Below are 15,310 nucleotides of genomic sequence, written 5' to 3' on the forward strand. Positions count from 1 at the left end.
CCCGACCGTCCCGGCACCCCGCGCGACGCCGGGCAGGACGCGTCGGCTAGGAACATCGCATGCCCCGCTACCTGCTGTTTCCCGGCCGACATCACCTGCTGACCCGGTTCCAGGCCGACTATCTGCACCGGCTCGCCACCGCCGGTGACCACGACACCCCGGACGGCGACCGGGCCACCGGGGACGACGGGGTGACCGTGGTGTGGGCGGTCACCTCGGCCAACCACGAGAACACCCGCCGCAACCCGGTCCCCTACCACCGGCGGGAGGCGGCGATCGAACGGTTCAGCGTGCTGGCCGGGCTGCGGTCGGTGGTGGTGCCGGTCTTCGACACCGCCGAGACCGACAGGTTCGCCGAGGTGACGCTCAAGAACGTGGCGGCCGCCGCCGGCCTGGACCTGACCCCGGCGAACACCGTGGTCGCCTGTTCGACGCCGCAGGTCGCCGCCATGTACGCGAGGCTGGGGTTCCCCATCGCCGGGGTGGAGGCCGACGTCGACCCGGCACCGGCCCGGCCCTGGGACGTGCTGCTGCGGCTGGCCGCCGACGACCCGTCCTGGCGGGAGCTGGCCCACCCGGCGACCCTCGACGTGTACTCCCGCTACCGGCTCGACGACCTGGTCCGTTCGGTGGTCAACGATCCGGTCGTCGGGGACGAGGGCGGGCTGACCGCCACCCGCGACTACCGGACGTACGCCGAGGCGTTCGCCGACGCGGCGCAGCGCAAGTGGGCGGCGGTGCGCGAGCACGTGCGGCCCGGCCGGATCGTCGACGTCGGCTGCGGCGCGGGCGCGGTGCTGGAGCTGGCCGACCGGGAGCCGGCGCTGCGGGAGAGCGACCTGATCGGGGTCGAGGTGGCCCGGCACCTGTACGAGGAGTGCGTGCACAAGAAGGCGCAGGGGGTCTTCACCAACCCGAACGTCTTCTTCTACCGCCGCAACGTGCTCGGCGGGGCGGTGTTCGCGCCCCGCTCGGTGGACACCACGATGACCTTCGCGCTGACCCACGAGATCTGGTCCTACGGCGACCGGATGGCGTCGCTGCGCCGGTTCGTGCAGGCCATCTACGACCACACGGTGCCCGGCGGGGTGTGGATCAACAGTGACGTCTGCGGGCCGGACGGCCGGGACCTGACGGTACGGCTGCGGCTGTCGACGACCGACGGGGCGAACCCGGCCCGGCCCCGCGAGGATCTGGCGTCACTGCCGGCCGACCAGGTGGCCGCGCACCTCGCCGGGCTGTCCACGCGGGCCCGGCTGGACCAGTTCGCCGTCGACTACCGGTTCCCGTTCGGGTTCCGCCCGGTCGACGACGGCACCGGCGCGGTGGTCGAGCTGCCGCTCGGCGCGGCGATGGACTTCCTCACCCGCAAGGACTACACCGACAACTGGTTGTCCGAGACGCAGGAGGAGTTCTGCGGGCTGGAGTGGGCCGACTGGAAGGCCCTGCTGGCCGACGTGGGGTTCGAGGTCGACCCGGCCAGCGGTCCGTACCGCAACGACTGGATCGTCACCCACCGGCTCGCGCCGACCGCGGCGCTGTCGACCGTGGAGGGGGCGCCGCTGGACTGGCCGGTGACGCACGTGCTGCTGGTCGCCCGCCGGCCGGTCAACACCTGATCAGGCGGCGGAGGGACGGAAGGCCGGGGGCGGGAGGGATCCCCCGCCCCCGGCACCGCCGTCAGGGGCCGGATCAGGACAGGAACTTGTCCAGCGCGGCCTCGATGGTGCCGCTGTCCGGCGCCGCGTACGCCTTCATCGTCGTCTTGTTGTACGAGATGAAGCTCGGGCACCGGGTCGCCGGGGCGTTGACGACCCCGCCGTCGCCGATCTTCTCCGCGGTCTTCGCCGCGTAGAAGGTCAGCTGGTAGCGCGAGGAGATGTAGGAGACGCTGACGTTCTTGCCGTCGCTCGCCTTGTAGTCGCACTGCTTGGGCGCGCCCTCGCTGCCCGGGACCATCGACATGCAGCCGACCACCGAGACCGTGGCGAAGTCGGCCGACTTGGCGTAGTACCGCTTGTCGGAGCCGACGATCTTCGACGACCAGAACGTCGGCCGCTCCGGGTTGTTGGAGAAGACGTACGCCTTGGCGGTGGCCGGGCCGCTGTAGGTGGCCGCGTTGAGGATCGGGCTGCCGTCGCAGACCGCGGACATGTCGCTGGAGTAGCGCGCGGTCACCGCGTTGTTGTTGTTCGGCTGCTCGGTGGGCGGCTCGGACGGCTGCGGGGTGGACGAGGTGTCCGTGCCGGGCCCCGGGTCGGCGGCGGTCGCGCTCGGCGTCGGGGTCGGGTCGGGCTCGTCGTCGTTGCCGACCAGGGCGAGCCCGATGCCGGCGCCGCAGAGCGCGAGGATGAGGACCACCGCGCCGATGATGAGGCCGATGACCAGGCCCCGGTTCGACTTCTGCGGCGGCACGGGAACACCGAACTGCGGGGCCTGGCCGAACTGCGGGGCCTGACCGTACTGCGGGGCCTGGCCGGGCTGGCCGTACGCCGGGTAGCCGGCGGACGGGGCCGGTGGCCCGCTCCACGGGGTGACGTTCGGATCCGGCTGTTCTCCGTACGGAGGGTGACTGTTGCTCATCTGAAGCCCTTATCGCTGTCGACGGTACCCAGGCACTGGATCATCGGTCAGGGTAGTGAGCGGCACAAACCGAGGCGCTCGTTGTCGGACGGCAACGAACCCCGGCCGACCACGGGCGGGTGGGCACCGGCTACGTTCCGTGGCGAGATGCGATCCGTCCGGCCGCCCACCGGCCCGTCGCGGGTGGCTTCGGCAGCAAATGTGGGGCGCGGAAAAGGGATTCCGCCCGGAACGCGCCTTCCGTGCCGGAGACCGCGAGAAGGGTTCACAATGTGACGTAGATCATGCATCACGATCTCGACAAGCGCGACGACCACTCCAACCGCCGACGTGGCGCGGATCTCCCACCCACCCGCTACATATCGATGTTCATCACATCGAAGTATGGGCATGTAGCGGTGGCTCGGCTTATCGTGAGGCTCATGAAAAGGTCCCGCACGTCCCGGCGGGCACCCCACGTCCACCGCACGAGGAGGCGGCCCATGCCTGCCGCGCCCCACCCCACCACCCTCCGCCGGATCGTCCTCGCCCTCGCCGCCTGCGTGGCCGTGCTCGCCCCGCTGACCCTCACCGCCCCCGCCGCGCGGGCCGCACCCGTCACCGTGGTCAACGGCACGCAGTTCACCGACACCGCCGGCGCCGGCGTGCACGCCCACGGCGGCGGCATGATCAAGGTGGGCGACTACTACTACTGGTTCGGCGAGAACCGCAACGACAACAACACCTTCCGGTACGTGTCGGTCTACCGCTCGACCGACCTGCGCACCTGGGAGTTCCGCAACAACGTGCTCACCCAGTCCTCGGCCGGTGAGCTGGCGACGGCGAACATCGAACGCCCCAAGGTGATCTACAACGCCGGCACCGGCCAGTACGTGCTCTGGATGCACTGGGAGAACGGCGTCGACTACAACCAGGCCCGGGTCGCCGTGGCCACCTCCAGCACGGTCGACGGCAACTACCGCTACCTGGGCAGCTTCCGGCCGCTGGGCCACGACTCCCGGGACCAGACGGTGTTCCGCGACGACGACGGCACCGCGTACCTGATCTCGGCCACCCGCAACAACGCCGACCTGAACATCTACCGGCTCACCGCCGACTACACCGGGGTCGCGTCGCTGGTGCGGACGCTGTGGCCGGACAACTACCGCGAGGCCCCGGCGATGTTCAAACGCAACGGGGTCTACTTCCTGGTCACCTCGGGAGCCACCGGCTGGTCGCCCAACCAGGGCCGGTACGCCACCGCCAGCAGCGTCGGCGGCACCTGGACCAACCCGACCAACTTCGCCGACGGCACCACCTACGACTCCCAGTCGGCGTACGTGCTGCCGGTGCAGGGCAGCGCCGCCACCTCGTACCTCTACCTCGGCGACCGGTGGGCCGGCGCGACGGGCGGCCCGGTCAACCAGTCCCGGTACGTCTGGCTGCCGCTGAACTTCCCCACCGCCACCTCGCTGACCATGAGCTGGTACCCGCAACTCACCATCGACACCGCCACCGGAGTGGTCTCCGGGGTCAACGGCGGCTACGCCTTCGACTCACTGCGCGCCCGGCACAGCGGCAAGTGCCTGGACGTGCTCGACCGGTCCACCGCCGACGCCGCCGCCGTGGCCCAGTACGCCTGCAACAGCGGCACCAACCAGCAGTGGCAGCTCCGCGACGCCGGCTCCGGCTACGTCCAGATCGTCGCCCGGCACAGCGACAAGTGCCTCACCGTGGCCGGCGGGTCCACCGCCGACAGCGCCGCGGTGCAGCAGTTCGGCTGCCAGTCGGGGCGTACCGACCAGCAGTGGCAGGTCCGCGACGCGGGCTCCGGCTACGTCCAGTTCGTGGCCCGGCACAGCGGCAGGTGCCTCGACGTCACCGGCTACTCCACCGCCGACGGCGCCCGGGTGATCCAGTACACCTGCGGCACCGGTGCCAACCAGCAGTGGCAGCGCGTCGGCGTCGCCTGAGCACGCCCCGTCCGCCGTCCCGCCTCCCGCAGGCCGGGACGGCGGACGACCACCGCCCCGCACCCCACCAGCACCGGAACCCGGTGTGACGATTCCCTCACCCCGCGTGGTCTTCCGGCGACGTCTACTGGACCGGACAACAGACGTCCTCGCGGGGGTACGGGGTGCGGGACAACACGCAGGAACAGCTCCACCGGCTCCGGTCACTGCGGACCGCCGCCGGACTGACCATCGAGGAACTCGCCGCCCGGTCCGGGGTGAGCGTCCGCACCATCGGCGGGATCGAGCGACACACGATCCGCCGCCCGCACCCCGGCACCCTGCGGGCGCTGGGCACCGCCCTGGGCCTGGACGGACCCGGCACCGGCCGGCTCCGCGCCGCCGACGAGCAGGTCGGCGGGGTCACCGGGCTGCCCGGGGTGACGCCCCACTTCACCGGACGCCACGCCGACCTCGCCTGGCTGACCGCCCGGCTGGGCCACAGCCGGGCGGTGCAGCTGATCGGCCTGCCCGGGGTGGGCACGACGACGCTGGCCGTCCAGGCGGCCACCCGGCTGGCCGACCGGTTCCCCGACGGGGTGCGCTTCCTCGGCCCGGTCGGGGACGCCACCGCCGCCACGATCGCGCGACGGCTGCTACCGGCCGCCGCGCCGGCGTCGACCGGATCGGACCCGGTGGCCCTTGGGGCGTACCGCGACCTGGTGCGCGCCCGGCGGATGCTGGTGGTGCTGGACGGCGTCCGGGCCACCCGCCAGGTCGGGCCGCTGCTCCCCGCGGACGCCGCCGCCGTCACCCTGGTCACCGGTGGCCCGCCGCTGGCGGAACTGCCGGAGGCCGACCGACGGCTGGTGCCGCCGCTGCCGCCGGCCGACGCGCGGGCCGCGCTGACCGCCATGGTGGAGGGCAGCACCCCCGCCCCGGCGGTGGCCGAACTGGCCGCCTGCTGCGCCGGCCTGCCGCTGGCCCTGCGGGTGACCGCGAACCGGCTGCTGACCCGGCCGCAGTGGAGCGCGCAGTGGCTCATCGACCGGTTGACCCGGCCGGACCGGGTGCTCGGCGCGCTGGTCGCCGGTGACCTGTCGGTCCGCGACGCCTTCGAGCGGGCGTACGCCGGGTTGCCGTCGCCGGCCCGGCGCGCCCTGCGGCTGCTGCCCCGGCTGGTCGGGCCCGCGCCCGCCGAGGCGGGGTTCCTCGATCTGGCCGAACGGGGCTGGCTCACCCCCGGCCGGGACCACCGATACCGGCCGCATCCGCTGGTCAACGCCTTCGCCCGGGTGGTGCCCGGCACCTGACGCTCAACCGGCCCCGGACAACTCGGCGAGCAGGTCGCCGGCCCGGCGGGCCAGATCCGGGTCGTCACAGTCGTCGGCCAACCCGATCGCCCGCGCCAGGTACGCCGGGGCCGGCCGGGTCGCCCCGGTACGGCGCAGCGCCTCCACCAGCTCCACCAGGGCCAGCGCCTCGATCGCCGGCATCGCGCTCGCGCGTAACCCGGCCACGGCCTCCCGCCGGACCGCGACGCACTCCGGCCACCGGCCGAGGGCGGCGAGGTCGTCGCCGATGCGTCGGCAGGTCAACGCGTCGGTGGAGGCCCGGGCGAAGGCCGCGATCGGGTGGCGCGGATCGCGCAGCAACCGTCGTGTCCGCTCGTGCACCCGCAGCGCCTCGGTGGGTCTGCCCAGCGCCAGGAGGGAGGACCCGAGGGAGGCCATCGCCTGCGGCAGCCCCTCCGGGTCGGCCGCGCGGCGCAGCATCACCCAGGCCCGCTGCCGGTGCCGCAGCGCCGCCGCGTGCTCGCCCAGCCCGGTGTGGCCGCTGGCGGCGTAGAGCAGTGCCCAGCCCTGCTGGGCCGGGTCGCCCGCGCGGACGGCCCGGTCCAGCGCCCGGGTGGCGGTGGCGACGCTGCGCGCGTACTCGCGTTGGCAGATCGCCTGGGCCCAGGACAGGTAGTTGAGGTGGACCGCCTCGGTGCGGGGGTCGCCCAGCCGGGCGGCGGAGTCGGCGGACCACCGGAAGACCTCCGGCCAGACGTCGAGGTGCACCCGGCTGTCGGAGAACCAGTGCAGCGCGTCGACGGTGTCCACCACCTGCCCGTGCAGGCCCTCGGCGGCGGCGGAGCGCAGCGCCGCGAACCAGTTGCCCCGCTCGGCGTCGAGCCAGCCGGCCGCCGCCGTCCGGTCCGGGAACTCCGTCGGCGACGCCGGTCCGCCCGGCTCGAAGTGCTGCCCGGCGGCCGTGGTGCGGGCCAGCCACCAGCGCATCAGGGTGGTCCGCAACGGGCCGGTCGTCGCCGGCTCCTCGGCGGTCATCCGGTCGGCGGCGAACTCCCGGACCAGGTCGTGCAGCCCGTACCGGTCCGCCGGCACGGCGGCCACCAGGCCGCTCTCGACCAGGGCCTCCAGCCGCCGCTCGGTCTCCTCGACGTCGGCGTCGCCGACCACGGCGACCGGGTCCGGGCCGAAGTCCGGGCCGGGCATCAGGGACAGCCGCCGGAAGGTGCGCCGCAGGTCCACCCCGAGCCGCCGGTACGACAGGCTCAGCGCGGTGTGGATGCCGGCGGCCCCGGCGTCGATCACCGTGAGCCGGGCCTGTTCGCCGGTGAACCGTCGGTTCAGCTCCCCCACCGACAGCCCCGGCTCGTCGGACAGCCGTTGCCCGGTGACGCGCAGGGCGAGCGGCATGTGTCCACAGTGCCGGGCCAGCTCCGCCCACCCGGTCGGGTCGGCGACGGCGTCGGGCGCGGCGATGGCCCGCAGCATCGCGGTCGACTCCTCGGCCGGCAGCGGTTCCAGGGACAGCCACCGGGCGGCGTCCAGGCCGCTGAGCCGTCGCCTGCTGGTGAACAGCACGAGACCCGGCCCGGCCCCGGGCAGCAGCGGCCTCGCCTGGGCCTCGTCGGCGGCGTTGTCCCACACCACCAGGGCCCGGCGCTGGCAGAGCACCGACCGGTAGGCCGTGGCCCGCTCGTCGAGCCCGGCGGGAATGCGCCGTTCGGGCACCCCGAGGGCGCGCAACAGCAGGTGCAGCGCCTCGCCGGGCGGCAGGGGGACGTCGTCCATGCCGCGCAGGTCGACGAAGAACCGGCCGTCGGGGAACTCCGGGGCCAGGTCGGTCGCGGCCCGTGCCGCGAGGCTGGTCTTGCCCACCCCGGCGGGCCCGGTGACGACGGCCACGGTGGCCTGCTGCCGGTCGCCCGGCGGCCGGCGTGCGAGGTCGCCGAGGGCACCCAGCGTCGCCGAACGGCCGGTGAAGTGGCGCGGCGGGTCGGGCGGCTCGCAGCCGGCGGGTCGGGCGGAGGTGGCCTCGACCAGCCGGCGGCGGGCGTCGTCCGGCACGTCGAGGACGTCACACAGGACGGTCAGGGTACGCCGCTGCGGGCGGCGGACCCGGTCGCGCTCGATGTCGCTGATCGCCCGGACACTGATCCCGCAGCGCTCGGCGAGCCCCTCGATCGACAGGCCCGCCGCCAGCCGGTGGGCCCGCAGCACGGTGCCCAGCGACGGCTGTGCGGGTGTGCTCGGTATCGGGTTCACCGGGCACACCCTCACAGATCACCGACCCGCGGTGCCAGACATGGACCAGTGACTTACCGCATGGGTCGGATCACCGACCATGTAACCGCCACGTCTGGTATTCGTCGTCGAGCCGCAGCGACACCTGGTTCCCGCGCGGACCGTGGCTTTCGACCGACTGCCACCGGCCGCCGTGGCACGGATGGGCGTGCTGCTGCGGGCCGCCGTACTCCCCCATCTCGATACACCGGCCCGACCTGCCGGTTGTGGCGTGGCGGTCAGCTACGCAGGCTCCACTGCTGGTTCTGTTGCCCGTTGCAGGCCCAGAGAACGAGTTTGGTGCCGTTGGCCGTGGCCGCGTTGGCGGCGTCCAGGCAGAGACCCGACTGCACGCCGGTGACGGTGCCGTTGGCGTTGACGTTCCACTGCTGGTTGGCACCCTCGTGACAGTCCCAGATGATCACCTTGGTGCCGTTGCCGGTGCCCTGCCCGGAGGCGTCGAGACACTTGCTGCCCGAGACCTGGAGCTGCCCACCCGCCGTGCGGGTGAAGCGCTGCGCGGTCCCGCCCGTGCAGTCCCACAGCTGGACCTGCGTGCCGTTGGTGGTGCTGCCGTTCGGCACGTCGACACAGCGGCCCGACTGGGTGCCCACGAGTTGGACGCTCTGCGCCGGGGTGCCGCCACCGGCCGGTGCGTATCCCGCCCCGGCGATGTTCGCCTGCACCGCGTCCTCCGTGGCCGGCAACGGGTAACCCGAGGTCAGCACGCCCTCGAAGAAGGTGCCCCGGCCGGAGACGCTGTTGTCGCCGCCGATGCCGAGCAGAATCGCGCCCTCCTTCTTCATCGGGTGGTATCCGTTGGGCCGCCGCCCGTCGAAATAGGTCGTCAGGCCGCCCGACTGTGCGTTGCCACCGCGGATCGCCCAGTGGTTCGGCTCGCCTTTGACCATGGCGGTCACGAAACGGTGGTTGATGGACGCGATGTTGTTGTAACCGGCGTTCACCCCGGAGAACAACCCCCACTCCAGATCGGCCATGACCCACGGGCCGGCGCCGGCACCGTATCCCCACTGCTTGTTGGCGCCGAAGTAGACCGTCTCCATGATGGCCGGCGAGTCGGCCTGGCCGTCGGTCTGCGCATTGCCGTAGTCGAAACAACACCACTGGTTGTAGTGGGTGCCGTCGACGACGGCGTAGATGCCCTCGGGCTGGTCACCGGTGGCGACGCCGTTGGTGTTGTTGTTGCGGTAGCCGGTGCCGGGCGAGACGTAGACGCCGTACGCCTTCTGGCCGCCGACCGTGATCGGGGCCGCCTTCGCGTCGGCCAGGTTGTCCCAGCCGCCCGGCGCGGGGCCGGGCCAGTAGCCGCCGGGCGCCTGGGTGAGGCGGTTGTTGCGGCCCGACTGGTCGTAGATGATCGTGATCACGCAGCTCGTGTTGGCGCAGAAGGAGTCCTGGGTCGCGGCGTTGACGACGCCGCCCGCGCTCAGCACCCCGACGTCCCGGGTGGTGTTGTCCGACGTCCGGCGTACCTGGTACAGCGGCCCGTTGTACGCGCCGTACAGGGCGCGGGTGGTGCTGTGCGCGGCCACGCACGGCGTCCCGCCCGCGGCGTAGATGTCGCACGGGCCGGTGGTCGCGGCCCGCGCGCCCGGCGCGTCGGCCACCACGGAGCCGCCGCTGACGACGGCGAGGGTCGCCATCGTCGCCACGGCGATCGTCATACGACTGGGCCTTCTCTTCACCTTCATCGAATCCCTCTCCGGAACGGTACGGGTGCGGTGGTGGCTGCCTGCGGCACGGCTGCGCTTCGCGTCCGAACGACCGGGGGTACGGAACCGATCAGTCAGCCGTGCCTACTCCTGACATAAAACGTCAGATCTTTAACATTAACTTCCGTCGATATATTGCGCCACCCCGCAGGCCCTGTCCGCTCCGACCTGCGCCCCACGGAACGCCGGGCGTCGGCGGATTGCCGCCGGGGGTGGCGGCGGAACTGTTCCTGCCCCGTGGGGAATTGCCGTACGGCTATGCTCCACGGGAAACACGGCGCATTCCCGCGTCGGTGGCGGAATTCGGCTTGAGGGCGGGCATGAACATCGGGGAGATCGCCCGGCGGGCCGGAGTGTCCCGCAGCACCGTGTCCTACGTGTTGAGTGGGAAGCGGGCCGTGTCGGCGACGACCCGGCAACGGATCCAGGCGGTGATCGACGAGCTGGGCTACCGGCCGAACGCCAGCGCCCGCGCGTTGAAGGAGGGGCGCACCCGCACCCTCGGGCTGGTCATCCCGCCGGCCAGCCAGCGCCTGACCGACATGCAGTTGGGCTTCGTCGCCAGCGTCGTCGAGGCGGCGGCCCGGCACGATCTGGACGTGCTGCTCTCCCCGTCCGGCGGCGACCACGACCGGTCCTTCGAGCGGATCGTCACCGGGCGGCGGGTGGACGGGGTGGTGCTGATGGAGATCCGGCTGACCGACGACCGGGTGACCCGGCTGGCGACGGCGGGAGTGCCGTTCGTGACGATCGGTCGGACGGCCGACCCGCGCGCGATGAGCTGGATCGACGTCGACTACGCGACGTTGATCTCCCGCTGCGTACACCATCTGGCCGACCTGGGACACCGCCAGGTGGCCCTGGTGAACCGGTCCGCCGAGCTGGTCGCGGCGGGTTACGGCCCGAGCCACCGCGCCCTGGCCGGCTTCCGGACGGCGGTCGCCGAGCGGGGCCTGACCGGTGTCGACGTCTGCTGCGGCGACGACACGCCCTCCGGCGAGGCGTGCGTGGCGCAACTGCTGGCGGCGCATCCGGAGGTCACGGCGGTGGCCACCATCAACGAGGCGGCGCTGCCCGGCATGCAGCGGGCGTTGAGCGCCGCCGGCCTCTCGGTGCCTGGCGACTTCTCCGTCACCGGAGTCGCCGCCCAGCACTGGGCGGAGGATTTCCACCCCCCGCTGACCGCCGCCGACGTGCCGATGCGCCAGATGGGCGCCGAGGCGGTGTCGCTGCTGCTGGAGCTGATCGCCGCGCCCGGCGGCCCGCCCCGGCACCGGCTCTACGCGCCACCCGTCTCGCTGCGCTCCAGCACCGGCCCGGTCCGACCCCGCTGACCCGACTCCGGCCTCCCGCAGCCGCAGCCGTCCCGGTCGCGGGCCGGGGCAGCCGTCACACCGCACGCCGGACGTCCCCGCGCCAGGACCCCGCCCTGCCGGGCCCGGCGCGCGGTTCACGCGCCGCACGGCCCCGGACCCGCCGACGCCGCCCGGCGTTCCTGCTGCGCGGCGGCGAGGCTGAGGTAGCTGCTGGCCGTCCAGGTGTACGCCCGGTCGCGCAGCCCCGCGCCGGTCTCGGCGTCGAAGTTCTCGGCGAACCCGGACTTCTCGCACAGGGCCAGGAACCGCCTGCTGATCTCGTCGGCCAGCGCGGTCTGCCCGGCCCGGCGCAGCCCGTCCTCGACCAGCATGGTGGAGGGTGCCCAGATCGGGCCCCGCCAGTAGCCGTCGGCGAGGTAGTGCGGCGAGTCGGTCGGTTCGGTGGCCAGCCCGTGGGTCGTCAGGTGGGCCGCGACGCCCCGGGCCAGTGCCCCGGCGACCGGGGCGGGCAGGTCGTCGCCGAGGGTGACGGGCATCAGGTCGAGCAGGCTGCGGCTGGCCCGGCGTCGCCCGGTGTGCGGGCTGCGGGCGGTGAAGCGTTCGCCGTCCCACAGGTCGCGCAGCAGGGCGGCCCGGACCCGGTCGGCCTCGGCGGACCAGCCGGCGGCCGGCCGGCCCAGCTCGGTGGCGAGGTCGGCCAGGCAGCGCAGTTGGACGACCAGGAGGGCGGCGAGGTCGGCGGTCTCCAGGACCCGGCCGTCGTCGAAGGTGGTGGCGTTGTCCCAGCCGCTGTCGTTGCCGTGCTGGTAGTGGGGCAGGTCGCTGCCGGGGGCACGACGGGCGTCCAGCCAGAACCGGGTCCACCGGGCCAGCCGGTCGTACGTCTGGGCCAGCGCCGTTCGGTCCGGCGGGGTGGGCAGCCGGCGGCGCAGCTGACCCAGGGCCCAGCCGTGCACGGGTGGCTTGACGAAGTTGTGCAGCACCTCGGAGTGGGTGACCGAGTCGGGCAGGGCACCGGCGGCGTCCTGGTGGTCGAACGGCAGGTGGAACTGGTGCCAGGCCAGGTCGGGTTCGCCGGCGGCCAGGGCGATCGCGTTGAAGCAGTGGTCCCAGCTCCACACCTTGTCCATCCAGTGCTTGGACATCAGCACGGCCGGCCGGGTGACGAAGCCGGCCGGCTCGACGGTGGCCGACCACAGCACGTACGCGGCCAGTTCGGCGGCGGGGGTGTCGGCGTCGCGCCAGGGGGCGACCGCGTCGACGAAGGTGGCGAACTCGGCGCTGCGTTCGCGGCACAGCTCGTCGAAGGTGCCGGCCGGCCGGTAGGGGGGCCGGGCGGTGGCGTACTCCTCGATCGCGATCTCCCAGGGCCGGTCGGCGGGGAGGTCCAGCCACCGGTCGGCGACGCCGAGCGCCTCGCCGCCCACGACGTCGGGCAGCCGGGCGGACAGCCCGGTGACCCGGTAGCGGCGGCCCGTCTCGTAGGAGGTGAACACGGCCGATCCGTCGACCGGGTCGCGGTAGAGGTAGGTGCCGCTGAACGGGGTGAGGGTGCCCGCGGCGGCGGCGATCCGCAGGCCGAGCCCCCGGCCCCGCAGCCGGAGGGTGTCCGGCCCCTGGTAGCAGACGTCGATCCGGCCGTCGCCGGCGCGCCAGGTGAGCAGCGCGGGGGTGGCGACGACCGTGGCGTCGGCGTGCGGGGCCAGGCGCAGCACCGGGTGCATGCCGGTCTGGTGGGAGACCAGGTGCAGGTCGTCGGCGTACGTCTTCTCGGCCACCACCGGGGAGATGCCGAGCCAGGAGCCGCGGTAGCTGAACGGGACGTCCTGGAGGGAGAACTCCGGGCCGGACGGTGCGACGGTCATGTCGGGTGACGCCCTTTCGTGGTTCGGGTGGTCAGCCTTCGACGGTGCCACGTCGGGGTCGCCGGGGGCGCACGACGGAACCGAGTTGTCGAATCGATTCGCACGAACATTAGGTCCGCCCGCGCCCGGCGGTCAAGGAGCTGCCCGGCCGGCCCGGAGCAGCCGGGCGGCAGGGGTGACCTGAGGGCAGATCGCCGGCGGAAACATCCACTTCACCGGACCGTCATTACATTGACATCCTTCATCGTGTCACCCTACGATCCCTGCGAATCGATTCGCATGCGAAGCCCTCCCGGAGAGCGTCCCCACGCCCCACAAGGAGCCGCCGTGAACACCCCGTCCCACCGCCGGCCCGGACGAGCCCGCGCGATCGCCACCCGGATCGCCGTCGGCCTGCTCGTCGTCGCCGCCACCACCGTCGCCGCCGCCCCGGCCCGGGCCGCCGACGAGTCGATCAGCGTCAACTTCGCCAGCGCCGACGGCACCCCCACCTACCGGGCCTCCGGCTGGATCTACGGCATGACCGAGAACGCCAGCGGCCCGGCCGACCACTTCTACCGGGACGTCAGGTTCCAGTACATGCGGGCCGGCGGCGCACAACTGCCCGGCAGCGGCTGGGTCGGCGGAAACTACGACCGCCGGTGGAACGCCACGCTCGCCCAGGCCCGGCGCACCGCCGCCCTGGGCGGTCAGTTCATCATCCTGCCGCACGACCTGTGGGGCGCGGACGGCGCGGGGATCTCCCGGTTCCCCGGTGACAACGGCAACTGGACCGACTACGACGCCTTCCTGACCCGGCTCATCGGCGACGTCCGGGCGGCCGGGCTGAGGGTGCAGTGGGACATCTGGAACGAACCCAACATCACCATCTTCTGGAACCGCCCGATCTCCCAGTACCTCGAACTGTGGCGACGCACCTACCAGCGGCTGCGGGCGGAGTTCCCCGACCAGCTCATCGTCGGCCCGAGCTGCGCCTGCGTGCCGTCGACCAACCACGCGTTCTGGAACCAGTACCTGGACTTCGTCCGCTCCACCAACACGGTGCCGGACATCGTCAGCTGGCACGCGCTGCCCGGCGACCCGGTCGCCAACGTCGCCGCCGCCAACGCCACCCTCGACCCACGCGGCATCGCCCACCCCCGGCCGTACCAGATCAACGAGTACGGCGCGTCCAACGAGCAGAACCCGGCGGACGGCGCCTGGTACGTCGCCCGGCTGGAACGGGCCCGCGCGGACGGGCTACGGGCGAACTGGGCCAGCGCCGGCAACCTGCACAACGACCTGGGCAACCTGCTGGTGCGCAACGCCGCCGGCCAGCACCAGCCCAAGGGCGAGTGGTGGGTCTACCGCTACTACGCCGCACAGACCGGACAGATCGTCGCGGTGACCCCCAGCCCGTCCTACGACGCCTTCGCCACCAGGGCGACCGGGGTGGCGAAGGTGCTGGTCGGCGGCGGTCGGACCACCGGCAACCTGACCGTCAACCTGCAACGGCTGGACGCCACCAGCGGCATCGTGCAGAACAACCAGGTGCGGGTGCTCACCCAGCGCATCCCGTACAACAACGGTGGCGCGGTGCAGGGACCGGTCACGGTGTCGAACACCGTGCTCACGCTGACCAACAACGCCGCCTCGGTGACCCTGCCGTACGGCAACCAGAACGACACGTACACGGTCACCGTGCTGCCGCCCTCGGACACCGGTTTCACCTCGGTCGCGGTGGCCCAGCACTCCCAGCAGTGCCTGGACAACACCGGCCCGGGCACCGCCGACGGCAACCCCCAGCAGCAGTTCCCCTGCGAGGGCGGTGACCAGCAGCTCTGGAACTTCCGCCCGGTCGCCGGGGTGGCCGACACGTACACCGTGGTCAACCAGCAGAGCGGCAAGTGCCTGGACGTCAGCGGGGCGTCCACCGCCGACGGCGCGGCCGTGCAGCAGTGGACCTGCCAGAACGGCCCCAGCCAGCAGTTCACCCTGCGCCGGGTGACCTACGGGGGCAACGACTCCCACGACTACCAGCTCGTCGCCCGGCACAGCAACAAGTGCGTCGACGTCAACGGGGTCTCGACCGCCGCCGGGGCGCGGATCCTGCAGTGGACCTGCAAGCCGGTCGGCCAGAGCAGCCCGCTGAACCAGACCTGGCGCGTCTGGGGCCGGTAGACCCGCCCCGCCTCCGGGTCGGGTGCCGCAAGGCCGGCGCCCGACCCGGCTGGCCGCCGGAGGTGACGGGGACGAACCACCGCAAGCCATTGATTGATGTCGTTTGGTCCGTGATCCTGAGAAGGTCCGAACCGATTCGCCACCACCACC

General features: G+C 72.9%; 9 protein-coding genes. 5 read left to right on the forward strand and 4 right to left on the reverse strand.

The genetic code is table 11. From position 1 onward, the window contains the following. Positions 1 to 59 precede the first annotated feature (59 nt). Complete coding sequence (locus B5D80_RS26135; protein WP_088646605.1) at positions 60 to 1,619, forward strand: class I SAM-dependent methyltransferase; 1,560 nt, start codon at positions 60 to 62, stop codon at positions 1,617 to 1,619. A 73-nt stretch (positions 1,620 to 1,692) separates the two neighbouring features. Here the strand turns inward: B5D80_RS26135 and B5D80_RS26140 are convergent, their stop codons facing one another. Next, complete coding sequence (locus tag B5D80_RS26140; protein WP_088646606.1) at positions 1,693 to 2,583, reverse strand: hypothetical protein; 891 nt, start codon at positions 2,581 to 2,583, stop codon at positions 1,693 to 1,695. 482 nt (positions 2,584 to 3,065) lie between these two features. Here B5D80_RS26140 and B5D80_RS26145 point away from each other — a divergent pair, with 482 nt between their 5' ends. Both B5D80_RS26145 and B5D80_RS26150 read left to right on the forward strand, forming a co-directional pair. Then, a complete protein-coding gene (locus B5D80_RS26145) occupies positions 3,066 to 4,535 on the forward strand; it encodes an RICIN domain-containing protein (RefSeq protein ID WP_088646607.1) in 1,470 nt (489 codons plus the stop codon). Positions 4,536 to 4,699: 164 nt separating this feature from the next. Next, on the forward strand, positions 4,700 to 5,827 hold the full coding sequence (locus B5D80_RS26150) for a helix-turn-helix domain-containing protein (RefSeq protein ID WP_088646608.1): 1,128 nt from the start codon (positions 4,700 to 4,702) through the stop codon (positions 5,825 to 5,827). A gap of 3 nt (positions 5,828 to 5,830) precedes the next feature. Here B5D80_RS26150 and B5D80_RS26155 read toward each other — a convergent pair whose 3' ends face one another. Both B5D80_RS26155 and B5D80_RS26160 read right to left on the reverse strand, forming a co-directional pair. Further along, complete coding sequence (locus tag B5D80_RS26155) at positions 5,831 to 8,068, reverse strand: ATP-binding protein (RefSeq protein ID WP_158224241.1); 2,238 nt, start codon at positions 8,066 to 8,068, stop codon at positions 5,831 to 5,833. A gap of 257 nt (positions 8,069 to 8,325) precedes the next feature. Beyond that, positions 8,326 to 9,771, reverse strand: coding sequence for an arabinofuranosidase catalytic domain-containing protein (locus B5D80_RS26160; RefSeq protein WP_245854990.1), 1,446 nt, complete (start codon positions 9,769 to 9,771; stop codon positions 8,326 to 8,328). A 368-nt stretch (positions 9,772 to 10,139) separates the two neighbouring features. On the opposite strand from B5D80_RS26160, the gene B5D80_RS26165 reads away from it, so the two are divergent. Beyond that, positions 10,140 to 11,153, forward strand: a complete 1,014-nt coding sequence (locus tag B5D80_RS26165) for a LacI family DNA-binding transcriptional regulator (protein WP_088646611.1) — start codon at positions 10,140 to 10,142, stop codon at positions 11,151 to 11,153. Between the two features lie 116 nt (positions 11,154 to 11,269). Here the strand turns inward: B5D80_RS26165 and B5D80_RS26170 are convergent, their stop codons facing one another. Further along, complete coding sequence (locus tag B5D80_RS26170; RefSeq protein WP_088646612.1) at positions 11,270 to 13,000, reverse strand: amylo-alpha-1,6-glucosidase; 1,731 nt, start codon at positions 12,998 to 13,000, stop codon at positions 11,270 to 11,272. Positions 13,001 to 13,327: 327 nt separating this feature from the next. Between B5D80_RS26170 and B5D80_RS26175 the strand changes: the two genes are divergently transcribed. Then, the gene (locus B5D80_RS26175; protein WP_211291655.1) at positions 13,328 to 15,160 is read left to right on the forward strand and encodes an RICIN domain-containing protein; all 1,833 of its coding nucleotides are present in this window, start codon (positions 13,328 to 13,330) and stop codon (positions 15,158 to 15,160) included. Positions 15,161 to 15,310: the final 150 nt, after the last annotated feature.

This window comes from Micromonospora wenchangensis (assembly GCF_002210435.1).
Lineage (GTDB): Bacteria > Actinomycetota > Actinomycetes > Mycobacteriales > Micromonosporaceae > Micromonospora > Micromonospora wenchangensis.